The sequence below is a fragment of the Eubacterium sp. AF36-5BH genome (assembly GCF_003460505.1).
In the GTDB taxonomy this organism is placed as follows: domain Bacteria; phylum Bacillota; class Clostridia; order Lachnospirales; family Lachnospiraceae; genus Eubacterium_G.
The window spans coordinates 66,064-89,009 of record NZ_QTVG01000008.1 but is presented as its reverse complement, the minus strand read 5'-3'; the positions used below and the strand labels follow the sequence as shown (position 1 = coordinate 89,009).

Annotated in this window: 23 protein-coding genes and 2 pseudogenes; 23 read left to right on the top strand and 2 right to left on the bottom strand. The window is 35.1% G+C overall.

Features of this window, described 5'->3' with window-relative positions; genetic code table 11:
• The first annotated feature begins 37 nt into the window (after positions 1–37).
• From DW006_RS09790 to DW006_RS09745, 10 genes and pseudogenes are all read left to right on the top strand, one after another.
• Complete coding sequence (locus DW006_RS09790) at positions 38–469, top strand: sigma-70 family RNA polymerase sigma factor (RefSeq protein ID WP_002596253.1); 432 nt, start codon at positions 38–40, stop codon at positions 467–469.
• Positions 470–545: 76 nt separating this feature from the next.
• Complete coding sequence (locus tag DW006_RS09785) at positions 546–1,019, top strand: sigma-70 family RNA polymerase sigma factor (RefSeq protein WP_002596254.1); 474 nt, start codon at positions 546–548, stop codon at positions 1,017–1,019.
• 155 nt (positions 1,020–1,174) lie between these two features.
• Positions 1,175–2,206 (top strand): AAA family ATPase, encoded by a 1,032-nt coding sequence (locus tag DW006_RS09780; RefSeq protein ID WP_243002609.1) that lies wholly within the window; start codon positions 1,175–1,177, stop codon positions 2,204–2,206.
• Positions 2,131–3,063: pseudogene (gene mobV, locus DW006_RS09775) on the top strand (MobV family relaxase); the annotation flags it as partial. The gene DW006_RS09780 and the pseudogene mobV, both read left to right, overlap by 76 nt.
• An 8-nt stretch (positions 3,064–3,071) precedes the next feature.
• Positions 3,072–3,926 (top strand): ParB/RepB/Spo0J family partition protein, encoded by an 855-nt coding sequence (locus DW006_RS09770; protein ID WP_002596257.1) that lies wholly within the window; start codon positions 3,072–3,074, stop codon positions 3,924–3,926.
• A gap of 45 nt (positions 3,927–3,971) precedes the next feature.
• Positions 3,972–4,202 carry a PC4/YdbC family ssDNA-binding protein gene (locus DW006_RS09765; protein ID WP_002596258.1) on the top strand — a complete coding sequence of 77 codons (231 nt, stop codon included), beginning with the start codon at positions 3,972–3,974 and terminating at the stop codon, positions 4,200–4,202.
• Between the two features lie 70 nt (positions 4,203–4,272).
• The gene (locus DW006_RS09760) at positions 4,273–4,464 is read left to right on the top strand and encodes a hypothetical protein (protein ID WP_002596259.1); all 192 of its coding nucleotides are present in this window, start codon (positions 4,273–4,275) and stop codon (positions 4,462–4,464) included.
• 54 nt (positions 4,465–4,518) lie between these two features.
• A pseudogene (locus DW006_RS09755) lies at positions 4,519–6,376 on the top strand (recombinase family protein).
• 40 nt (positions 6,377–6,416) lie between these two features.
• Positions 6,417–7,370, top strand: coding sequence for a hypothetical protein (locus tag DW006_RS09750; RefSeq protein ID WP_118000187.1), 954 nt, complete (start codon positions 6,417–6,419; stop codon positions 7,368–7,370).
• A 72-nt stretch (positions 7,371–7,442) separates the two neighbouring features.
• Positions 7,443–8,117 (top strand): SpoVG family protein, encoded by a 675-nt coding sequence (locus DW006_RS09745; RefSeq protein ID WP_118000185.1) that lies wholly within the window; start codon positions 7,443–7,445, stop codon positions 8,115–8,117.
• 172 nt (positions 8,118–8,289) lie between these two features.
• Here the strand turns inward: DW006_RS09745 and DW006_RS09740 are convergent, their stop codons facing one another.
• Together DW006_RS09740 and DW006_RS09735 are read right to left on the bottom strand one after the other, a co-directional pair.
• Positions 8,290–8,868: an accessory gene regulator B family protein gene (locus tag DW006_RS09740; protein ID WP_118000183.1), complete on the bottom strand. Its 579-nt coding sequence runs from the start codon at positions 8,866–8,868 to the stop codon at positions 8,290–8,292.
• 2 nt (positions 8,869–8,870) lie between these two features.
• Positions 8,871–9,035, bottom strand: coding sequence for a cyclic lactone autoinducer peptide (locus tag DW006_RS09735; protein ID WP_243002608.1), 165 nt, complete (start codon positions 9,033–9,035; stop codon positions 8,871–8,873).
• A gap of 198 nt (positions 9,036–9,233) precedes the next feature.
• Here DW006_RS09735 and DW006_RS09730 point away from each other — a divergent pair, with 198 nt between their 5' ends.
• From DW006_RS09730 to DW006_RS09670, 13 genes are all read left to right on the top strand, one after another.
• A complete protein-coding gene (locus tag DW006_RS09730) occupies positions 9,234–9,464 on the top strand; it encodes a helix-turn-helix transcriptional regulator (protein WP_118000178.1) in 231 nt (76 codons plus the stop codon).
• A gap of 17 nt (positions 9,465–9,481) precedes the next feature.
• Positions 9,482–10,186, top strand: a complete 705-nt coding sequence (locus DW006_RS09725) for a LytTR family DNA-binding domain-containing protein (protein ID WP_118000176.1) — start codon at positions 9,482–9,484, stop codon at positions 10,184–10,186.
• Between the two features lie 83 nt (positions 10,187–10,269).
• A complete protein-coding gene (locus tag DW006_RS09720; RefSeq protein ID WP_158561115.1) occupies positions 10,270–10,977 on the top strand; it encodes a LytTR family DNA-binding domain-containing protein in 708 nt (235 codons plus the stop codon).
• Positions 10,974–11,636 (top strand): hypothetical protein, encoded by a 663-nt coding sequence (locus DW006_RS09715; RefSeq protein ID WP_118000171.1) that lies wholly within the window; start codon positions 10,974–10,976, stop codon positions 11,634–11,636. The genes DW006_RS09720 and DW006_RS09715 overlap by 4 nt, the downstream gene beginning before the upstream one ends.
• 141 nt (positions 11,637–11,777) lie before the next feature.
• Positions 11,778–12,239, top strand: coding sequence for an ATP-binding protein (locus DW006_RS09710; RefSeq protein WP_199521906.1), 462 nt, complete (start codon positions 11,778–11,780; stop codon positions 12,237–12,239).
• Positions 12,240–13,167: 928 nt separating this feature from the next.
• Complete coding sequence (locus DW006_RS09705; protein WP_118000167.1) at positions 13,168–14,340, top strand: aminotransferase class V-fold PLP-dependent enzyme; 1,173 nt, start codon at positions 13,168–13,170, stop codon at positions 14,338–14,340.
• 1 nt (position 14,341) lies between these two features.
• Entirely contained in the window at positions 14,342–16,159 is a 1,818-nt protein-coding gene (locus DW006_RS09700; RefSeq protein ID WP_118000165.1) for an iron-sulfur cluster assembly scaffold protein, read from the top strand.
• Between the two features lie 80 nt (positions 16,160–16,239).
• Positions 16,240–17,790 carry a radical SAM protein gene (locus tag DW006_RS09695; RefSeq protein WP_118000163.1) on the top strand — a complete coding sequence of 517 codons (1,551 nt, stop codon included), beginning with the start codon at positions 16,240–16,242 and terminating at the stop codon, positions 17,788–17,790.
• Complete coding sequence (locus tag DW006_RS09690) at positions 17,783–19,036, top strand: hypothetical protein (protein WP_118000161.1); 1,254 nt, start codon at positions 17,783–17,785, stop codon at positions 19,034–19,036. The genes DW006_RS09695 and DW006_RS09690 overlap by 8 nt, the downstream gene beginning before the upstream one ends.
• Positions 19,037–20,296: a glycosyltransferase family 2 protein gene (locus DW006_RS09685; protein ID WP_118000159.1), complete on the top strand. Its 1,260-nt coding sequence runs from the start codon at positions 19,037–19,039 to the stop codon at positions 20,294–20,296.
• A 39-nt stretch (positions 20,297–20,335) separates the two neighbouring features.
• Positions 20,336–20,755, top strand: coding sequence for an NUDIX hydrolase (locus DW006_RS09680; protein ID WP_118000156.1), 420 nt, complete (start codon positions 20,336–20,338; stop codon positions 20,753–20,755).
• 13 nt (positions 20,756–20,768) lie between these two features.
• Entirely contained in the window at positions 20,769–21,863 is a 1,095-nt protein-coding gene (locus tag DW006_RS09675) for a nucleotidyltransferase family protein (RefSeq protein WP_118000154.1), read from the top strand.
• A gap of 40 nt (positions 21,864–21,903) precedes the next feature.
• Positions 21,904–22,749 (top strand): PHP domain-containing protein, encoded by an 846-nt coding sequence (locus DW006_RS09670; protein ID WP_118000152.1) that lies wholly within the window; start codon positions 21,904–21,906, stop codon positions 22,747–22,749.
• Positions 22,750–22,946: the final 197 nt, after the last annotated feature.

The following is a 22,946-nucleotide window of genomic DNA, read 5'->3' as shown; positions in this document are numbered from 1 at the left end:
TGCCCTCTCAATCAATTCTGATTGGAGGAAAAGAAGCATGGCATATAACCACGGACGGGAGGACAGGAAATGGCGTATCTGGAAAGAAGCGGAGGAAAAGCTGCTGCGTGAGTGCGGCGTTGATGAAGCGACCATTGAGCAGATACGCATTGCGGACAGGGCAGACTTCAATTCCAACAGGCGGTTTTACCGATGGACGAATGACATTGCGGAATACCTTGAGGACATGGCAGACAGGGAGCGGCAGACGGAAGTGGGTACGGTTGCGGAGTTACTGGACGAGATTGAGAGCGAAAATCTCTATCAAGTATTAGTCGCGGTGGACGGGCGTACCTTGAAAATCGTCCTGCTGAAAATGCAGGGGTATTCCACAAAGGAGATTGCCCCGCTCGTGCATTTGACGACTGGTGCCATCTATGCGAGGTTAGACCATCTGCGGAAGAAGCTACGAAAATTTTATAGCGTCTAAAACAGCCTGCCGTCCTGCGGGCTACTGGGTGAGGGATGGAAATCCCCTCACTTATTTTTTGCAGGAGGCAAGCGGGATGGCATACAGAGTTAAGGCGTACACGCTTCGGGAGGAATCCACGGAAAGCGGCACAAGGTATTTTATCAGCTTTAAGGACGGGCAGGGCAAATCCCACGAGTTGGAAGTGTCGGAACAGTTCTTTATGGAGTTTCGGCAGATGGAACGCAGGAACAGGAATCTCCTCCAATGGGACGAGCGGCACAGGGAGTTTTCGGAAGTATGGGACGAAACGCTGAACAGGCGGGCGTTGAAGCTGCCTAAGAGCATAGAGGAACAAATGATTGAGGCAGAACGGGCAGAACTGCTCTGTAAGGCGGTTGACGGACTGCCAGAGATACAAAGGCGGCGTTTCCTGCTCTACTACGAGTATGAGTTCAATTTTTACCAAATCGCCGCTATGGAGCATTGCACCGCTTCGGCAATACAGAAATCTGTTGCGATTGCAAAGGAGAAAGTAAAGGCGGAAATGAGGAAGTATCTCCAACCGTGACCGACACCGCCCGAAAAAGAAATCTGTTTTTTATTTGTGTGGGATTGGCGGCATTACATACTCTCACTTTTTCTTCGTGGGAGTAAATCTATTTTTAAGGAGGTCAACGCCTATGTGCAACGAAAACAAAAACACCGCCCGAAAGGAGGAAAGCCATGCAGAAGTTACAGACAGTCAACGCCGAAACGCTCCTTTATGAACCGCTTGAGAAGCCGTCCTTTGTGGTGGACAGCCTTATCCCCACAGGCTTGTCGCTGTTCTGCGGCTCACAGAAGATAGGAAAGAGCTGGCTCATGCTGAAGCTATGTTTATGCGTGTCGCAGGGACTTCCCTTGTGGGATATGCCGACAATGGAGGGCGACGTGCTTTACCTCTGCCTTGAGGACACGTTCTGCCGTATACAGGACAGGCTGTTCCGATTGACGAACGAAGCGAGCAGGCGGCTTCACTTTGCCGTGGCAAGCTGCAAGCTGTCAGACGGTCTTATCGTGCAGCTTGAAGATTATCTGAAAGATTACCCAAACAGCAGGCTTATTGTCATTGACACTTTGCAGAAAGTCCGTACAGCTTCAAAAGACAATGCCTACGCAAGCGACTATGGGGACATCTCACTAATCAAAGACTTTGCCGACAGGCATTCATTGGCGGTCATTGTCGTACACCACATCCGAAAGCAGAATGACAGCGATGTGTTCAACAAGGTGTCTGGGACGACAGGCTTAACGGGGAGTGCGGACGCTACCTTTGTTCTGGAAAAGGAGAAACGGGCATCCGACACCGCCAAGCTGTATGTGACGGGCAGGGACACGCCCTATCAGGAATACACGCTGCGTTTCCGTGATTGCAGTTGGGAACTTGTGGAGAGAAAAACGCAGGAGCAGCTTGCGAAAGAAACGATACCAGACGTCCTTTTTCGGTTGGTGGATTTTATGAGGGATAAGGAAGAATGGGCAGGCACGGCAACGGAGCTGTTAGCCGCTATGAGGGAAACGGAAACCATACCCACGGTGATTACGAAATGGCTCAATGAATACCGCACCACATTTTTAAATGAGAACCATATCGTTTATCAGTACAGCCGCAAAAAACACGGCAGGCAGATTTCGCTTGCAAAGCGGGCGGCGTTGCGGCTTGCGAACGCCACAACGAGCGTAAAAAAGAAGCCTATAAAAGCAATCCAGATATAGATATGGAACGCTCGAAAGATAACTACCATCTTGTGAATCCGCCGAGGTACACCTACAAGAAAGAGATTAACCGCATGGTAGCCGAAGCAGGGTGCAGGACGAGGAAAGATAGCGTGATGATGGTGGAAACGCTTATCACGGCTTCGCCAGAATTTATGAACAGCCTGCCGCCCAAAGAACAGAAAGCGTATTTTACGATGGCTCTGGATTTCATTTCAGAGCGTGTCGGGGAGAAAAATATCCTCTCCGCAGTCGTCCACATGGACGAGAGAACGCCGCATATGCACCTCTGTTTTGTGCCGATTACACCAGACAATAAGCTGTCTGCCAAAACAATTTTAGGCAATCAAAAGAGCCTGTCCGAATGGCAGACCGCCTACCATGAGCGGATGTCCTCACGGTGGAATCAGCTTGAAAGAGGTCAGTCCTCAATGGAAACGAAGCGGAAACATGTCCCCACATGGCTCTATAAGTTGGGCGGCAGGCTTGATAAACAGTATGAGGAAATTGTGTCTGCACTGTCCGACATCAACGCCTTTAATGCAGGGAAGAAGCGTGACAAGGCTCTGGAACTGATTGCGGCATGGCTCCCAGACGTGGAGAAATTCTCAAAGGAAATCAGTAAGCAGAGTGCCTATATCAATAGCCTAAAGGAGCAAATCGGGCAGGAATCAGACTATGCGGGGCGTATGCGTGATGAAAAGTATGAGCAGGAACTAAAGGTGCAGAAAGCGAACCAGAAGATATTTGAGTTGCAGAGAACCAACGAGCAGATGGGGCGGCTGCTCTCAAAGATACCGCCCGAAGTGTTGGAAGAATTGCAGAAAAACCATAAAAGCAGAGCGAAAGAAAGGTAGATATGTGAATGAAGAAACAGGATTTTAAGGTGTTAAAGACCAAAGACTTGTACCCGTTTCCCGACAATCCGTTTCATGTGGCAGAGGATGAAACGCTGTCAGAATTAGCGGAAAGCATCAAGGAATTTGGCATTGTCACGCCGATAATCACACGCCCGAAAGAGGACGGGAACGGCTATGAAGTGATTGCAGGGCAGCGGCGTGTCCGTGCGTCTGAACTTGCAGGGATAAATACCGTGCCTGCGTTTGTCCTGCCCTTAGACCGTGACCGAGCCATCATCACCCTTGTAGACAGTAATTTACAGCGTGAGAATATCCTGCCATCAGAGCGGGCGTTTGCCTACAAGATGAAATCCGAAGCCATGAAGCGGCAGGGTTTCCGCACAGACTTAACCTCGTCACAAGTTGTGACGAAGTTGCGGACGGACGACAAGGTGGCACAGGGCTTCGGCGTAGGCAGGATGACCGTACAAAGATTTATCCGTTTGACGGAACTGATACCGCCGATTTTGCGGATGGTGGACGAGGGGAAAATCGCCCTCACGCCTGCGGTGGAACTGTCCTTTTTGAAGAAAGACGAGCAGGAAAACCTCTTTGCCACGATGGAGAGCGAAGAAGCAACGCCCTCACTCTCACAGGCACAGCGGATGAAAAGCCTAAGCCAGAGCGGGCGGCTTGACATGGATACGATATTTGCAATTATGACGGAGGAAAAGGGAAACCAGAAAGAAACCTTGAAAATCAACACAAGCAAGCTGAAAAAGTATTTTCCGAAGAACACAACGCCGAAGCAGATGGAGGAAACCATCATTAAACTTTTGGAGCGTGAATTGCAGAGGAAACGGGGCAGGGACAGCCGCTAATCTTCTCTTTTCGGGAGGTAAATGCAGAAAATTGAGGTATGAAGAATGAAAGAAATCCAGTATGAGATTGTAAAGGAAATCGCCGTATTGTCTAAGGGCGACAGCGGCTACACAAAAGAAATCAATCTTATCTCATGGAACGGAAGAGAGCCGAAATATGACATCCGCAGCTTTTCCCCGAACCGTGAGAAGTGCGGAAAGGGTATCACGTTGAACGCTGATGAAGCAGCAGCACTCCTTGAAGCATTACAGAAAGAAGTAAACAGCGGGGATTGATGGTATCTGATTGACAGGGCGGGGCGTTTCCAGACGTTCTCCTGCCCTGTCTGGAAAGGAAGATTTAAGTATGGGCGAGGATAAGAAAGCAGATAAAAAGAGAAAGCGTATCGTGCCGAAAGCACCAGTTCAGATGATAATCAGCCGTGAATATGTCGGCACGCAGACAGTCACAGAAGCGTTTATCCCGATTATTTCCGAGGATATTCGGAAGAAGATTGCCGAGGGCGACACCTTCGACAATGAGGGGCTGTCCGCTTAGAATGTACGCAATGGAACATGAAAACAGATAGGACAGATATGGAGGTTTTACAGTATGGCAGGAATAAGAATGGAGAACAAGATTTATGAAGTCGGCATGTACTGCCGCTTGTCAAAAGACGATGGCACGGATAACGAGAGTGCGAGCATTGCGACACAGAAATCCATCCTCACGGATTATGTGAAAAAGCAGGGATGGCACTTAGCAAAAACGTATGTGGACGACGGTTACTCTGGTACAAATTTCCAAAGACCAAGTTTCCAGAACATGATTAAGGACATTGAAAGCGGTCTGATAAACTGCGTTATCACGAAAGATTTATCTCGTCTGGGGAGGAACTATCTTGATTGCGGACTGTATCTGGAAGTGTTTTTCCCAGAGCATAATGTGAGGTATATAGCGGTCAATGACGGCGTGGACACGCTCAATAAATCCGCTATGGACATCACGCCTTTCCGCAACATCCTAAACGAAATGTATTCCGCCGATGTGTCGGTCAAGATAAAATCGGCGTACCGAGCGAGGTTTCAGCAGGGGAAATTCATGGGGACGACAGCACCATACGGTTACGTCAAAGACCCCGCCGACCACAACCATCTGCTGATAGATGACAAAGTTGCCCATGTGGTAAGGGAAATATTTGACCTTGCGTTAGCGGGCAACGGAATCGCCAAAATCCGCAAGCACATCAACAAACAGCATATCTTACGCCCCGCCGCTTATGCGGCGGAGCAGGGGGCAACAGGCTATGAGAGGTATTTTGAGGAGAATGAGGAGAACCGTTATATTTGGAGCGAGAACAGCGTAAGGGGCATTTTAAGAAGCCCGATATATGCGGGAAACCTTGCAGGCTACAAGCGGATTGCCGCCAACATGAAAAGCAAGAAACGCCCCTCTAAGCTGCCCGAAGAATGGGAAGTGATACCAGACACCCATGAGGGGATAGTCACGCAGGAGGAATTTGATACCGTACAGCAGCTTATTACAAGCCGCAGATTACCAGAAAACAAGGGCGGCTTTGAGAACATCTTTGCAGGCGTTATTAAGTGTGCGGACTGCGGCTATGCGATGCGGGCTATGAGTGCCAACAGGAGGAAACGCCCCGACATCATCGACTGCGTACAATATTCCTGCAATAATTATGGCAGATACGGTAATATCATGTGTACCGCACACAGCATTGAAGCGAGGGACTTGTTCAACGCTGTCCTCACCGACATCAACCGATTTGCGGATATGGCAGTCAATGATGAAAAGGCAGTGAGGGCGATTGAAAAGCGGCTCACGGAAACAGACCAGAGCAAGGCAAAGGCACTGGAAAAGGAGCAAAGAAAACTGAACAAACGCCTTGCAGAACTGGACAGGCTGTTTTCCTCACTCTATGAAGATAAGGTGATGGAGCGTATTACCGAGCGGAATTTTGAGATGATGTCGGGAAAATACCAGAAAGAACAGCTTGAAATTGAAGCAAGGCTGAAAGAGGTAACGGAAACGCTCAGCGACAGCTATGAGAAGACGCAGGGTGTCCGTGATTTCCTCTCCCTAATCCGCAACTATCAAGGCATTAAGGAACTGGACGCAACCATCATAAACGCACTTATAGACAAGATACTTGTTTCGGAACGTGAGAAACTTACAGACGGAATGGTGCGGCAGGAAATCAAGATTTATTATAAATTCATCGGCTTTGTCGGTGAATTACATATCACACCGACAAAGCGGTGGACTGCGTTAAAGCCTAAGAATTGTACGGTGTGCGGTGTTGAATATGTTCCCCGCTCTGGCATATCGAAGTATTGTCCTGCTTGTGCCAAGAAGATACAGAGGGAGAAATCAAACGAGAGCAAACGCAGGAGCAGGGAGCGAAACAGACAGGCATGTATTGAACTGTCCGCAAAAAATGACCGACTAGTATTGAACAGAGAGAGGGACGAGGAATAAGACAGGGCAATTTGAATAAAGAAGTTGCAGTATACAGATATGTTACAAAGGAAACTTTTGATGCATATTCATGGTCACTTGTGGAGAACAAACAGAGATTTATAAGTCAGGTAATGACAAGCAAGGCAGTATCAAGAACATGTGAAGATATAGATGAGGCAACATTGTCTTATGCAGAGATAAAGGCAGTTGCAACAGGTAATCCACTGATAAAGGAAAAGATGGAAATTGATAATGAATTGCAGAGATTAAAGCTGTTAAAGGCTAATTACGACAGCCAGAGATATACTTTTCAGGATAACTTTATGATTAAGTATCCGAAACTGATTAAAGCTGCAGAAGAAAAACTTAAGTGTGTAAAATATGACATTGAAGCAAGAGATAAGGAATTATTAAAAGGTGATGAATTTGCCATAACCATAGGTAAGATTACATATGATGAGCGAAGTGAAGGCGGCACTGCATTGCTTGAAGCAGTAAGCAAGAGCAAAAGCGGAGATACTTATGAGATTGGAAGTTTTAGAGGCTTTACACTGTTAGTAGAAAAGAACTATATGGATATTAATTATATGATACTTCGTGGAAAGACAGAGTATAATGCTGAAATGTCAACAAGCCCCGTGGGAAATATGATAAAACTTGACAACCTGTTTAATAACTTAAATGAAAATGAAGAATTTCTCAAAAAGAAGATTGAACAGTATAAGAGAGATATGGAGTCCTCAAAGAGCGAGTATGAGAAGCCTTTTGCCTATGAGAAAGAATTAAGTGACAAGCAAAAGAGGCAGGCAGAATTAAATGCAATGCTTGATTTGGAAAAGAACATTGATGAAGAAATATGTGTGTCAGAACAGTCAAATTTGAAAGTATCAGAGAATGTGAAAAACACATATACCGTAAACAAAGACAGTAAAACACAGGATATGAGTGAATATCCTGATGAAAGTAACAGGGATGGCAGATAGCTGTCCCTATTTTAGTAACAAGAAATTTTAAAACATAGCATAATAATAATTTATGCAGAAAAGGAGTAGAAAATGAAATATACAGTAAAAGTAAATAAGGTAAGAAAAAATGAAGGAAATTTAAGAGGATTTGCGACAGTAGTATTTGGAGAGTCATTTAAAGTGACAAACATCGCAATCCTTGAAAACAGTGAAGGCAATCTGTTCGTATCTATGCCAAGGTACAGAAGCAGTGAGGTGGATGAAAAAAATAATTATATTTATAAAGATATATGTAATCCAATCACAAGAGAGTTTAGAACAGAATTATATGATGCAATACTTGATGGATATAAAAACGCAGGAAATGAAAACAGAGAGGTGACAAAAGAAGCAAATGAGCTGGAAATGCCATCATTTGCTGTAAAGGTAACACCGTATGAGAGAGAAGGAAATAACATAAAAGGACTGGCAAGAATATATCTTGATGACAGTTTCGTAATCAATAATGTATCTGTCATTCAGGGCAAAAATGATGTATTTGTGGCAATGCCTTCTTACAAAACAAAACAGACAGATAAGGACGGAAAGGCAGTATATCAGGATATATGTTTCCCAATAACAAAAGAGTTTAGAGAAAGATTATATAGAGAGATTGTTGAAACATACAAGGAAGAAAAGGCAAAAGCTGTAGATAGTGCTCATCCCATAAAAAAAGATGAATTTATGCAGGTGTCTGATAAGGAAGAAGGTTTGCCAATAAGATAGATTAAGCTTTTAGTTTGATTTTAGATCTGGAAACAGATAATATAATTTTTATTATTCTCAATTATGAGCAGCTTGATTTTTAGTTAAAGAGAATAAAAACTGGTAATATTCGTTGTAAGAACATTGGATATTACCAGTTTACATATTTTTTGTACAGATTATTTAATTGCAATTAAATATTATGTATACAACATTTTTTGTTTTTCATTTTTTCAAAAACAACCAGAATGGCTGACAGATTAATAGATGTAAAAAATGTAGTAGAATATAGAAAATATTCTGTTAAAAATAAGATAATTCCCACGCAAACAATTATTAATAAAATGATACGCTTTATCTTAGTATATTGAATAATTTCATAGTCATCCAAAGAACGCACCTGGTTACCTTTTGTTTTTGTACAAAACAAGTAAAGAAAATTCACAAAGGATATTACCAGAAAAATGACAATATTTTCGTAAAAATAATTCTGAATAACCAGCAAACTGGTAATGATAATGTTGGAATATATATAGCAAAGATAACGAGATTTACAGTGTATTCCCCCACAGTATGAACGTAATGGTACAAACGAAATAAGAAAGAATAGTAAAATATCTGTCTTGCGAACGACGCATGAAAGAAATAATGCTGTTATGATATTTATAAGTATCGTAAAACCACTGTTCAATCCATAAATATAAATTTTTCTATCTTCATTAATAATATTTTTTTCCACCATTTTATTAACTAAATAATCTGATATTGCCATAATTAAAATTTCCTAAGTTTTTTACTGTTTTCAGGCAATTTTTCTTCATGTAATACATACCAACATCTCTGATTGGATGCCATTGTAGTAATAACTAATGCAAATGTAGCAAGTGAAGAAAGCATTTTAACATTTGTTTTTGTAATTAAATTTTTAATCTTAATCATAATAGAACCTCCTTATATTTTTAATAGAGATTACCATAGATTATCCATTGAAAATTAAAAATGTAACAAAATGTAGTTTATATGTAATCTTTTCACAAAAAACAAATAAAATATTGTAACATACTAGCACTATATATAGACCTAATTTTGAAAACTAACAAGTAAAATCTTAATAGGACTATATATGGGAGGAGTGCTATGACATCAAATGAAGCAATCTGTAAAAGAATATCAGATTTATGTAGTGAACAGAATATTACTTATTATACTTTAGCGTCACGTTCTGCCATTCCAAAGTCTACACTCAAAAATATATTGTCAGGTACAAATACGACTGTTGCGACAATTAATAAGATATGTAATGGTTTAAGAATAACAATGGCGGAATTCTTCAATTCAGAATATTTTGAAGATTGTGAAGATGATTAATTAAAGGGGGAAGAGAGATGTTACGCTTGGCAGTTTGTGATGACGATGAATTTGTTGTAGAACAAGTAGAGTCGTATATAGAAAAATTAAAAGATATATCTATTGTATATGAAGTGTATTTTTCAGCAGAAGAGTTTTACAGTCATATGTTAGAATTAGATTTTGATGTATATTTTTTAGATATAGAAATAGCAACTGCATCAGGGATACAATTAGCTGAAAAAATTAGGCAGGTTAATCAATATGCGTTGATTATTTTTATGACTAGTTATCCTAAATATGTTACAGATGTGTTCGATGTGAATACTTTTGATTTTATAGTAAAACCCGTAACATTTGAAAAATTTAAAAAAGTTGTAGATAAGGTATCCAATTATATCTTTGTTTCTAAAACTAATTTTGTATTTATGCATAACAAAAATCAGTATGCACTTCCATATCAGAATATTATTTACATAGAAAAGATAAAACGAAAAGCATATATTCATACAAATTCAGAGCATATGTATGAATGTAATATAACAATGGAAGAAATCTTGGAGCAACTCTCAACAGGTATGTTTGCTAAAATTAATCGTTCTTGTATTGTCAATCTATCCATGGTTGATGAAATTATAAGAGATGAAATTCATCTGATAAATGGAGAAACATTATATATTGCACGAGATTATAAGATGTTGGTCAAGGAAAAACATCTGAATTATTTTATGAACACAACATAGAAGGTTTTTGGACGAAACTCTTGTTAAGGATGCATTTAGTGTTGAATTATGGTATAATTAAGGGCAAAAAAGGGGGACAGAAGATGAGAATTGCGGTTTGTGATGATGACAGGGCAATAATTGAACAGATTGAAGAATATATTGAAACTATTCATGATAAATCACTGGAATATGAGGTGTTTTTTTGTGCGGAAGAATTACAGCGGTACATAACAGAGCAGGATGAAGTTTTTGACGTATATATATTAGATATTGAGATGAAAGAAATGTCAGGAATAGATTTTGCAAAAAAATTTCGGGAAGACAATGCAAATGCCTTAATTATTTTTATGACAAGTCATTCTCAGTATGTATTTGATGTATTTGAAACGATAACGTTTGATTTTATTGAAAAGCCTCTGACTTTTGAAAAAATAAAAAAGGTGCTGGAGAAAACAAAGAAATATCTGGGTGTAGCAAAGAAAAGCTTTGTGTTTTCTTACAGAAAAAATAATTACAGCATTGCATTTTCGAATATTAGTTATTTAGAAAAAGAGGGCAGAAAAGTATGGGTTTATACAACCGATGAAAAAAGATATCAGTGTAATATGACGCTGGTAGAAATATGGTCACGGTTAGATACCGAAACATTTGGTTTACTGAATAAATCTTTGATTGTAAATATTTCAAAGATTGAAGGCATTATAGGAGAAAATGTAATCTTACAGGACGGAAAGAAGTTATATTTAAGCAGAAATTATAAAAAGGAACTCAAGAAAAAACATTTAGATTACTTAAGGGGGAAGGTATGAGTATAATTTACGATATTGTAATAAATTTAATTGACTATTTGATTATTTTTAAATATTTCAATTGTTTCAGTGAAAAAAGAAACATGGAAAAGAAATATTGCATTAGTCTTTTTTGTGGTTGTATTATATTGATAAGTGTAGTAAACCAGTTTCATAATCAAAGTATGAATCTTATTTTATGTATATTAATAATGTATCTATATAATCTCTCATTTTCATATAGTATTTCTTATCATATTATCCTACCAGTTTTGTACATAGGATTTGGAATTGTGGCAGAACTAATCGGTTTTTTTATTTTAAATATTTCAGGAGAGATGATTCCATACTTTATCCGTTATTATGGTAGTTCTTTCATTTGTGAATTCATCCGTTTTTTGATAGTTTATGTTATCTGTGGAATTAAGGAAATGAAACTTCCCAAATTGTCTTTTGACACAGGCAAATTTCTAGTTATTATTCCGCTTTCAAGTATTGTCATATGTTGTATTGCTATCAATATTGTTCAAAATAGTAAAAATGGTTTAGTTAATATAATGTGTTTGGTTATAATTATTATGACAATTACCAGTAATGTTTTAATGTTTAAAATGTTTCTTAAAGTAATAGATACATTATCGGATAACTATGAAAAAGAAATGTTGTTACAGGAAGCATAAGCAAAAGAACAATATTATCAGGAAGTAGAACAAAGCAATAGAGAAGTGCGGAAAATAAAACATGATTTAAAAAATATGTTGTTAGCGATATGTGGAAAAGCGAAAGAGCAGAATGAGGTTTCAGAAGAAATTTATAAAATTATGAAGGAACTGGATCAGAGTGACAAAAAGATATTTACATCTAATGTGGTTATCAACACGATAATGAATCATAAAATCAGTCAGGCGAAACAGTTGGAGATAAAGACAGATGTCAATATTAAAGTGTCAAAAGCTGTCAGTCTAAATTATAAAGATGCAGGAATTCTGTTGGGAAACATATTGGACAATGCCATGGAAGCATGTGAAAAGATAAGGAAGGAAAAAAGATGGATTAAGATAGATATGTTTCATCAGAAGAATACATTGTTTATTAAGGTATGTAATAGCAAAACTAAGGAGCCTGTGAATATAAATAAAAGCAGTAAACGTGATGTTCATAATCATGGAATTGGGGTATCCAGTATAAAGTCCATTGTAAATAAGTATGATGGTTATATAGAATTTGCAGATAAAGGAGAAAAATTTGAGGTTGATGTTAGCTTATATAGAATGATATCTTGAAAATAAAAAGTTATAGATCAATATGTTGTTGTTAATAAGTATAGGTCGTTGAGGCAGAGTATGTAGATGGTATGTGCTCTGCTTTTTTTATTGATGAATATTCTTGCGGAAGAACCATCAAGACCGAAATATTCATTATTGAATATTTGTATATAGAAAAAATTATTTGGTTGATAGTAAGTGTTAAATAAAAAAATGGCTATTTAGCAATGATGGATATACAAAGAAATGGACAGGCATGTTCTGGAGCAGAAGGCAGACCCTTGATCAGGTGTGCATTTATTTTAGATGATTGTATTGAGCCGGAAGACGGTGAACTATATTGTTGCAAATAGCTCGATAATTTTCTAGTAATGAGTCAGCATATGGAATTTCTTATTAATTTCTTCTAAGTTACATAAAGTATTTTTAGCCTATTCGTTAAATAGCGCATGGAATCATAAAATTTCTCATTTACAATCTAATTCTATAAGTTATCCTCATAATGTTCATACATGGTCAGAAATATTATAATATTATGCCGTTTATTGATTTGAAAACTAACTATAGAGTATTTTTTATTACAGATAAACGACAAATTATGACATTTTAAACGGAATAGAAAATAAGATATGTATAATAAATGGCAGATGTCTAATTGAAAATAACAGAATTTTGTATTGAATAGATATAAGACAGGATATCAAAAGATACACTTTTTGATAAATTAGGCGTAGAAATTATCAAAGAAATCCTTGAGACGATGGATATAGCAATCAAAAACAGTGCCAAAAGAAAGGAGGAACTATTTATAATTTCAAGTACAATAGTCGATGTCAAAAAGTGCGATATTCAGCATACTTGGCTCTGTTTTAGAGGTAAATAAAATACGTCAAAGCCAGTAAAAATTATAATATAATAGGGAGGTTATGTGACCAGAAGGTTACAAATGAATGCAATGAAGACTATTGATGAATATGTTTCATATTTTAAAGATAAAAAGGTAGATTATTTTGATTATGCTGCAACTACATTTATGCCACAAAAGGTAATTGAGAGTTGGGTAGAATATCAAAACAATATTGGAATTTATTATGGGAAAGGTAATAATATTCTGGCAGACAAAGCATACAATACATATATAAATTCTGAAAAGAGTATATTTAATCACTTTAATGTTTCATGTGATTATAAATTGATATATGGAAAAAATGTAACAGAGTTAATTAATATTATAGCTTTGTCATTAGGCGAAATAATACGTCCGATGGATGTTATACTTATTGGACCATATGAACATCACAGTAATATTTTGCCGTGGAAATATTTAGCAAAACGCACAGGTGCAATTTTTATTGAAATGCCACTTACAATTAATGATGAAATCGATTGGAGTTATCTGGAAAGGATAAAGCAAAAAGTAAAAATTGTTGCAGTATCGAGTGCATCAAATACAAACGGTTTTAAGGTAGACGTGGAAAAGGTGTGTGGCATTTTTTCGAAGTCATATATCTTTGTAGATGAGTCACAGACGGTTGCACATAGTTCAATTGTAAAGAATGACAGAATTACGGCACATTTTTTAAGTTCGCATAAGATGTATGGACCTAAAAATATAGCGGGTGCTTTTATTAAGAAGGAATTTATTGATGAGATTCCTCCTTTGTTTTTGGGAGGAGGAATGGTTGAAACGGTTGCCCTTGAGGATACATGGAAGAAATGTGAAAAGAAATTTGAGGCAGGTACAGTTGATATAGGCTTAATAAGTGCATGGGCAAAAGCTTGTGAATTTGTAAATGATATTGGCTATGACAGAATAAATGAAATTGATAATTATTGTATTAGTAAGGTTTATGATGTATTAGTTTCAAATCCGAATGTACGAGTTGTGTCCAAAGTAAATGATTGTAAATCGCTGATTTCTTTTGTGAATGACAAAAAAAATGCACACGATATTGAATACAGTCTGGCCGAAAATAATATTATAATTAGATCAGGTAACATGTGTGCACAGCCATCTATCAGAAAGATGGGAGAATTTGCAATAAACAGAATTTCCTTTGGTATTGGCGTAAGCGAGATGAATATAGAAAATTTGTGTAGAGTGTTGAAAGAGGTGTAATATGCAAAGTTATTCTAAAATGATTCAGAAATATAGCAATATGAAATACAATAGGTTAATAATTCCAGATTATGTATTGGAGAAAGATGGAGTAGCTTGTGGTGATTATGTATCACTAGTTGGTGAAAATAATGATGGGATAATTGAGTTTTGTTTCTATGTTGAAGGATGTGAGTTATGCAATGCATCAGCAAACTATTTATTTGAAAAATACAATGATAAGCCTATTAATTTTGTTTTAAATGAAATTACTTCAAGACTTAAGGAGATAAAGGATAATAATCAAATCTTATTGGATTTATTTGAGGTGCCCAAATTAGTTAACAGAATTAATTGTTTGACGTTTCCGTTTGAAATGCTTTATGCACTCGCTTCAGAATTGAGTACCTGTATTAAAGAAACAACAAAAGAGATTGATACATTGCAGAATTTGGATTGTGATGCATGTATGGTAGCAAGCAATGTTTCGTGGGAAACAAATTGTCAGCTACAAAATGAGAGGAAGCAGGTGAATGATACTAAAAAAAAGGAAGAAAAGGTTGAGTATTCGACAGAGTATAAGGAAAAATGGGGAAAGGTGTCAAAAGCTTATCTGTCACAGGATGAAGTGGAGTTATTAAAAAAACTTGTGAAAGATATCACACCTGATGATTATCAATATTTAAGAAAAGAAAAAATATCCCAAGGTGTATTGGGCAATATGGAAAAATATAATATTTCGGTCGGTGAAAATGAAATATGGAAAGATATAATATATCGTATTCATCGTAAAAGTATTACAAAGTGTGAATTTGAAAGAGTGTATGCATATATAAAGTCCAAAGGACTGAATATATTTATGACTAAGGGGGCTAATTCGAGTGAGTTATATGAAGGCGAAGGAATAAGAGTTCATTTGGATTACGATTTTATAGCAACAAACATTTCAGATGCTTTTAAACTTGCTAAATATTTGTTGAACAATGGATATAAAATCAGTGCAGGATTGTTCTCTTTAAAAAAAATAATGATAAATGGAAAGGATACTTATTCTGGTCATTTTCATTTGGAAAGAGTAATGAATAGTCGTTACAAGATTATTGTAGATGTTAATTTTCCAGGATTTCCTATGGGAAGAATTGATTACTTTGTTCCTGAAATAAAAAACGGAGAAATTATTCCAGAAGATCAGCTGATAATTACTTTGTGCCATGCGTATAAGCATAAAAATGTATATATGAAAGATATCAATGATATATACATGATGGTAAAACATAAAAAACTTGATTTCAACATAATTGGTAAAAAAATTAAAGAAAATAATCTTGATGTTTTTGCTTCAGTATTGTTTGGGTTTATCTTTACAAATTATGATTTAAAAGATGAAAAGAAAGAACAGATAAAAAAAGAATTATGTGTTGATGAACAGTATATGTATTGCTACAAAAAGTGGCCATTTGATTCACAGGAAGTATACCAAATCAAGAAAATGGATTTGGAAAATAGACTAAAATCAGGAACGGATAATGAACGTGTTTATTTACAACCTTTGTTTGTTTTTGATGAGAAAGTCGGAAGCATAGATGAAATTTATGTTGGCCTAAAAAAGATATATCAGGATTTTGATATATTTGATGAAAGCATTATTAAATTAACTAATTCCATGTGGACATTATACATATGCGAAATAGGAATCTTTATTGATGTATATTCTGTAGAAAATGGAATAAATAGAAAAATGGTAAAGAAAGAAATTGGAAAGATACTTGGAGAATTGGGGGAAAATGAATATCATCCTATTCCTTATTCGACAGATTATTTGGCAAACTGGTTCTTTTAAAACATACGTTAACAAATAGAATTTTTGGATAGAAACAGTAAATACAAACAATAATTGGAAATTAACACATAGGGGGAAAAATGTTTAAAATATTATTTTATAGAACTCTTTTTTCTCAGTCAGCTGCGTCACTAACAGCAGGTTATTTGGCAAGTTACATAAGGGAAAATAATTATAATGTTCAATTAGCTTTGCTTGAAAAAAATCGAATGGATAATTTGACGAAGATAATATCTGAGAATGAAAAGTATCCAGTAATCATATATAAATGCAATTTTCAGGACTACAATGAAGGAACAAAATTACTTAGTGCATTAAAAGAGGTTTGCCCAAATAGCAAGATATATATTATGGGGTATTTTGCAGAGATTAATGCAAAACAACTAATAAAGAAATATGAATTTGTAGATGGGATTGTATATGGAGATGGATGCGATTTTGCCATTGCTTATGGAAAAAGTGAAGGCAAAAAACTTATAGGTGGTTTGTTTAGAATGTCAGATGGTAGCCTTTATGAAAATTGCAGACATACATATATTCCTCTAGATAAACTTCCTAATCCTGCAAGAGATATTGAGAAAACAGAACAGTGTAAATATATAAATCTAATATGGAGAAACGGATGCTTTGGAACATGTTCTTTTTGTCACATTAATCTTGTAAAACGTCCATTTTCTGCAAGAAGTATAGAAAGTGTTGTTGAAGAAATAGAAGATTGTTATGTAAACATGGGGAAGAAAATGTTCATATTTAATGACAATGTATTTTGGTGTAATGAAAGGGATGATAAGAGTATAGAACGATTTGTTGAATTAATTGAACAAAAAGGGCTAGATATATCATTTATGATTTATTTAAGATGTCAACCTTTTATCGGAGAGGAAAGACTTAAATTATTAAAAAGAGCTGGATTAAGAAGAGTTTTTATCGGTATCGAGAATATATCAGATTCGTTTTCTGAAAAGTACAATAAAAAAATTGATGAATATGACAAAATTTTAGCGACATTTGACAAATTAAAAATTAGTTATCATATAGGCTTTATTATATTTCATCCAAGTGCTACTGTACAGGAAGTAATTGAAAATATTGACTATTTGTATAAGCTTAACAAGTTATACAGGCTTGGAATCATTGTTGAGAAAATGAGATTGTTGTCAGTGGAACGTATAAAAGGAAATGATGAAAGAGATAGAGTTGATGTTGCATATGATTATCAGTTTGAAAATTCATCTGTTGAAAAAATCTATAATGTTTTGTGTAGATTCTTTGATTTGTTTGATGTTAGAGACTATGAAAATGTATGTACAAGCACATTATATTTAATTAATCTATATGGAAATAAGTATGATGAGTGGAATGCTCCTTGCATGAATCATTTTAATGACCTGATACAAGAATATAATGATTTTGCTTGCTTGTTATTTAAAGATATCACTGAAATATATGACAATTATAATGAAGATGAGTTGTTTGAATATGCTAAAGAAAAATATTTTGATACATTTGAAAATTATTATTATCGTCTGCAGGCAGGTCGTGGTCTTGTATATGATTATGTATCCAAGAAAAATTCTGATTTGCAGTTAATGGTATCTCATGGCCAAAAGAGGTTAAATGCATATGACTAGAATAATTGTAGCAATAGATGGAAATGTGAATACTGGTAAAACATCATTGTTAAAAAATATAATGAAAAGATACCCTGAGTTTTGTGCTGCAGATGAATACGAAATAATAAACGAAGAGAATCCATTTAAGAGACAGTTTTTATATATGATTCAGGATGAGAGTCGTATTGGGAATTCTGAAAATAATACAATTTTGGATAGATCGATTATTTCTTTAAGCGCTTATGCATTTTGGTTATTTAAAATTCAAAATATAGATATAAGAAGTGAATTTCATAGTGCATATATTAATTCTTTGGCAAAGGGGAAAAACAAAGTACCCAACAGAGTTATTATTTGTAGCCAGAAATATGATGCTATTGTCAGTTCTTATGAAACAAATAGGCTAATAAAGGGTACAGCACCAGTATATGTAGAAAGAGAATACATTGATATTCAAGAGGAGTTTCTTGCAACGTTTCAGGAAGAATTAAAAGATAAAATTATTGAATATAACTATTCTAATACAGTGAATAAAATAGATTTATATGATGAAAAATATGAGATAGGCAAAGTTGATTTTTTACACGCATTACAAAAAGCATTAAGAATTGATAACATTAATTGTAACTTTAGCATTGATGGAATGTCTGCTGTTGGAAAGAGCTCTTTATGCAAAATTTATTCTTTATATGGCTTTTATATTGCGGATGAAATAAGAAAGGTTAATTGTAGCACCGATGAAGAATCGTTTTTGAAGCATCAGATTGAATATTTTATTGAGTCCGTTCAAAGATATAAGTCAAAAAAAAGAATAGTTATCGATAATGGGATATTTGAAAATATAGCTTATTCATTTTATTCTGCTGCTAAAAAGAATTATGGGATGTCATTTATTGATAGTTATATAAAGAAAATAAAAGAAGTGAGTCAGGACATAAGAATTAATCAGATTTTTTTCTTGTATATGGAAAGAGAAAAAATAGAACAACGAAAGTCATCTGATATATCAAAAACAAGACAGCATTTTAAAAGTAATATCGAATTATGGTCTGGTGAAATAAAACTGTCAAGGTTACTTACACAGTTGTTGCCTAATCAGATGTTTGTAATGATTAATGCAGATAAAAGTATAGAAGAAGTATTTGCAGATTGTTACGGAAGAATGCATTATCTTCAGATGGAATTATTGGAACTGATTAATGTCATAGAAAAAAATAAGAAAATAATATATCAGTTTTTCTCTGATTATGGGGGAGGGATATGAATGTTATGGTTGATTATTTTTGATTGCTTTTTGTTAGCGATAGGTGGAGGCTTGGGAGTTTATAGATTGCAAAAGAGTCGAGAGATAATCAAAAAAGCTTCTTCAACATTCAATTGTGGTGAGAGCAAGGATGATTACAAAGATATAGCAATAATAATACCTGTATATAATGAACAAGCTGTAATAAAAAAATATTTTATGAACTTTTTACCACTTATGAGAAAGGGAGTAGAAGTAATTTATGTTTGTACCAATAAAGAAAAAGGAAAAATAAAGACATACGATTTGCTAGAAGAATTAGTAAATAAATTTGATATAGAGGATTATTGTAAAATAATGTTGTATCCAAATTCAGATGGTGTAATGGCACACCAAATTAATTATGCGTTAAGGCAAGTTGAAGAGGAAACGATTGTAGGAATATATAATGTTGACTCGTCCATAGGAATACAGACTATAGACTATGTATTAAAAAATAAGAACAAATTGAAAAATGGAGTTTTTCAACAGTACGCATATTCCATTTGCAATAGCAAAGGAATGATTAGAAATGCTGTAATGTGGCAGAATAGATGGTCTTTAGCTTATGAATTACCAAGAGCAGCACGTCAATACGAGTTTGGAATAAAGAAATTCAATTATACAATAGGTCATGGCTTGTTTTTTTGTAATAAAACAATAAATGACATAGGTTTATTTTCAGAAAGCTATATAAATGAAGATAATGTTTTAGGATACGAATTAAGCAACAATAATATTAGGATTTATCCAATTCCTTTTTTGGAAAAAATCGATTTTGCACATAATATACCTGTATATGTAAAACAACAGTCGGTTTGGTTTAATGGTCCTTTATATGCATTTAATTATTTTATTGATAAGAAAAATGAAAGAAAGAATTTGTTAAAGCAGTTCATTACATCATGCCAGAACTTTAAAAATGCACTAAACTGGTTTGCTTTTGAGTTATTAACAGTTATCTTACTGGTTTACCTGGCACTATCAGGAAATGTGGTTTGTTTTACAATATTACTGGCAGAAACGCTTTTTTATGTGATATGTCCCAATATAATTGCAGAAAAAATATTGTATGAGAATGGTTATATTAATCAAAAAGAGCATAAAGACATAAGATATGCAATAAGAGAAGTTGTATTTTGGCTACTGATTCATTCGGCAGGACCTATTATTACTTTTGGAAGGATATTTGGAGGAAAGAATTCGCAAAAGAATAAGTACAAGACTGAAAAAGTAGTTTAATAAATAAAATAATAAAGATATAAACTAAGGAGGCTCAATATGCACAATTTAATTGCACATGCATTAGTAAAAAATTTAAAGGATGAGATTTTAATAATCAGGAGAACAATGATTAAAAGAGGAAAAGAAAACTTCGAAGGTGGAAAATGGGATATTCCAGGAGGAACAGTAGAAGAATTGGAATTTCCATCTGTAGCTGCAGAGAGAGAGGCAAAGGAGGAGGTGAATCTTGATGTTACTGTTGAGAGAATACTTTGTGAAAAGTCAAATATAGATACAAAGAAAAATAAGATATTTACTACGTTGATTTATTCATGCAGAACAGTAAATAATTCAGAAAATATTGAACTTGATTTGGAGGAACATGATGACTACAAATGGGTGACAAAAGAAGATATATTAGCAATGAAGGATGATGAATTAGTTTCATATATGAGAGAATTAATACAAATGCTATAAGAGGATTAAAAAGATGAGAGCAGAGAACGAATTGATTTTATTAACATCAGCTATTAATAAGAGTGAAAGTGAAATAAAGAGAATTGAAGACATATTGTCTGAACCTGTTGATTGGGGTTACATAATTGGTCAATTAATTCACCATAGGTTAACAGGATATTTTATGATGGGATTGCCTGAAACATGTACAAAATATTTGTTTAAGGAAGTAAGAAAGCAGTTAGATCTTATTGTAAAGTTGAACAAGGTGTTAACACGCGAGAACATGGATTATATGCAGAAAATATTTGATGAGTTTGAAAAAGAAAATGTAAAATATGCAGGACTAAAGGGTGTTATATTTAACTCTTCTTTGTATGAACTTGGAATGCGGAGATCAAACGATATAGACATTCTTGTTCATGAAGCAGATTTAAAGAAAATTGATGAAATACTTAGAAAAGAAGGGTTTATTCAAGCATTAAACAGTGATAAAGGTGAAGCATCGAAGAAAGATAAGATTATTCAAAGATTACATCATCATGATTTGATTCCATATTACAAGAAAAATGAAGATTTTGAGTTGTTAGCCTACTTTAAGATTGACATTAACTTCAGAATAGATGATGGAAAAGATAAAGAAACTTTAACGGAAAAAGTTTTTGATTATGGCACAATTATCTATGAAGAAAATGGTTATAAGATTAGAGGATTACGTTGGGAAGGGCATTTACTTCATTTGTGTATTCATTTCAGCAGAGAGGCAAGCCATAGCCTTTGGGTAAGTGATAAACGTGATTGTATGATTTACAAACTAATAGACATTGAAAATACAATTCGTTCAATTGGAGTTGACAAGCTTGAAAAATGGATTAAGGAAGTAAGTCAGTTTGATTGTAACAGAGAAATTTATTTCACATTATTCTATCTTAATCAGTTCTATCCAAATACAGAGTACGAGAGAATTATGGAAATGATTAAGACTGACAAGGAAGGTGTTGATGAAATAGCAATATTAGGAACAACAGATGTAGTAAAGAGAAAGAGAAGCTTTGTCGAGAGTGCTTTCGATTTGAAGTATAGCATTGACTTTTCAAATAATGACTATAAGAAAGTCGATTTACAATAAGATGCTCCTAGGAAAACGTTACATTTAAGGAGATTTAAAGATGAGATATGATTTACATATGCATACAAGTTTTTCAGATGGAGAATATAGTCCACAAAAATTAATAGAGAAGGCATATGCAGAAAAGATAGGAGTAATTTCCATAACAGATCACGATACGGTTAAAGCATATCAACAGTTAGGAAATGAGAAGATTGAGGGGATAAAGATTATTCCGGGGCTTGAAATAAGTACAAGGGATACTTTTTTTGGAGAGGAATATTCTTTGCATATTTTGGGATATAATATTGACATTCATAATCAGAAACTGAATGCAGAATTGTATAAAATGGAAATTATGAGAATGAAAGAAATAAAGAATGTTGTAAAGCTTCTTGAGAAAACGGTTGATAATAGTATTAACGTAAAGAACATAATACGTGAAAAGAAGAAACTTACAATGAATGCCATTGCTTATTATTTATGTGAACTCGGATATGCGAAGACAAAAGAAGAGGCTTATAGTAAGTATCTTGTAGCGGGTAGAGTTGCTCATGTACAAAAAAAGTGTATGACGCCAGAAGAAGCTATACAACTTGTAGTTGATGCAGGTGGAATACCAGTTCTTGCTCATCCTAATAGAGTAAATTTGTCTAAGGATAGAATGGAGCAGTTAATAGAACGTTTGTCAAAATGTGGCTTAAAAGGCATTGAGTGTTACTGTTTATATATTACAGATGAAGAAATTAAGTGGTATGAGGCTCTTTGCCATAAAGAGAATTTATGGATATCTGCAGGAAGTGACTTCCATAAGCCAACAGATATGATTGGATTCTGGAGAGAAGAAAATGAGATATCTACACAAGTCAAAAATACAGATGGATCGTTACTTATAGATGTCTTATAGATAATATGAAGTAATCGCACATTTACAACGATTAAGGTAAAACCTGGGTGAAACTTGGATTAGATAATGATATTGTAAAATAGTATCTTGGAATGAGAAACGATAAAAATGTTTTGAGACACATGTAGCATTATCTTTAATTGTTGAAAATGATGATTTTGAGAGATTTGCAAAAGGTAATAGTTCTTTGCAATTGT

Excerpts from the sequence above, each read along its gene's own strand:
- DW006_RS09760 (WP_002596259.1), top strand. The coding sequence starts at position 4,273 with ATGGGCGAGGATAAGAAAGCAGATAAAAAGAGAAAGCGTATCGTGCCG.
- DW006_RS09715 (WP_118000171.1), top strand. The coding sequence starts at position 10,974 with ATGAGTATAATTTACGATATTGTAATAAATTTAATTGACTATTTGATT.
- DW006_RS09730 (WP_118000178.1), top strand. The coding sequence starts at position 9,234 with ATGACATCAAATGAAGCAATCTGTAAAAGAATATCAGATTTATGTAGT.
- DW006_RS09680 (WP_118000156.1), top strand. The coding sequence starts at position 20,336 with ATGCACAATTTAATTGCACATGCATTAGTAAAAAATTTAAAGGATGAG.
- DW006_RS09780 (WP_243002609.1), top strand. The coding sequence starts at position 1,175 with ATGCAGAAGTTACAGACAGTCAACGCCGAAACGCTCCTTTATGAACCG.
- DW006_RS09710 (WP_199521906.1), top strand. The coding sequence starts at position 11,778 with ATGAAGGAACTGGATCAGAGTGACAAAAAGATATTTACATCTAATGTG.
- DW006_RS09685 (WP_118000159.1), top strand. The coding sequence starts at position 19,037 with ATGTTATGGTTGATTATTTTTGATTGCTTTTTGTTAGCGATAGGTGGA.
- DW006_RS09690 (WP_118000161.1), top strand. The coding sequence starts at position 17,783 with ATGACTAGAATAATTGTAGCAATAGATGGAAATGTGAATACTGGTAAA.
- DW006_RS09670 (WP_118000152.1), top strand. The coding sequence starts at position 21,904 with ATGAGATATGATTTACATATGCATACAAGTTTTTCAGATGGAGAATAT.
- DW006_RS09705 (WP_118000167.1), top strand. The coding sequence starts at position 13,168 with ATGAATGCAATGAAGACTATTGATGAATATGTTTCATATTTTAAAGAT.
- DW006_RS09720 (WP_158561115.1), top strand. The coding sequence starts at position 10,270 with ATGAGAATTGCGGTTTGTGATGATGACAGGGCAATAATTGAACAGATT.
- DW006_RS09740 (WP_118000183.1), bottom strand. The coding sequence starts at position 8,868 with ATGGCAATATCAGATTATTTAGTTAATAAAATGGTGGAAAAAAATATT.
- DW006_RS09790 (WP_002596253.1), top strand. The coding sequence starts at position 38 with ATGGCATATAACCACGGACGGGAGGACAGGAAATGGCGTATCTGGAAA.
- DW006_RS09725 (WP_118000176.1), top strand. The coding sequence starts at position 9,482 with ATGTTACGCTTGGCAGTTTGTGATGACGATGAATTTGTTGTAGAACAA.
- DW006_RS09675 (WP_118000154.1), top strand. The coding sequence starts at position 20,769 with ATGAGAGCAGAGAACGAATTGATTTTATTAACATCAGCTATTAATAAG.
- DW006_RS09785 (WP_002596254.1), top strand. The coding sequence starts at position 546 with ATGGCATACAGAGTTAAGGCGTACACGCTTCGGGAGGAATCCACGGAA.
- DW006_RS09745 (WP_118000185.1), top strand. The coding sequence starts at position 7,443 with ATGAAATATACAGTAAAAGTAAATAAGGTAAGAAAAAATGAAGGAAAT.
- DW006_RS09765 (WP_002596258.1), top strand. The coding sequence starts at position 3,972 with ATGAAAGAAATCCAGTATGAGATTGTAAAGGAAATCGCCGTATTGTCT.
- DW006_RS09735 (WP_243002608.1), bottom strand. The coding sequence starts at position 9,035 with ATGATTAAGATTAAAAATTTAATTACAAAAACAAATGTTAAAATGCTT.
- DW006_RS09695 (WP_118000163.1), top strand. The coding sequence starts at position 16,240 with ATGTTTAAAATATTATTTTATAGAACTCTTTTTTCTCAGTCAGCTGCG.
- DW006_RS09770 (WP_002596257.1), top strand. The coding sequence starts at position 3,072 with ATGAAGAAACAGGATTTTAAGGTGTTAAAGACCAAAGACTTGTACCCG.
- DW006_RS09700 (WP_118000165.1), top strand. The coding sequence starts at position 14,342 with ATGCAAAGTTATTCTAAAATGATTCAGAAATATAGCAATATGAAATAC.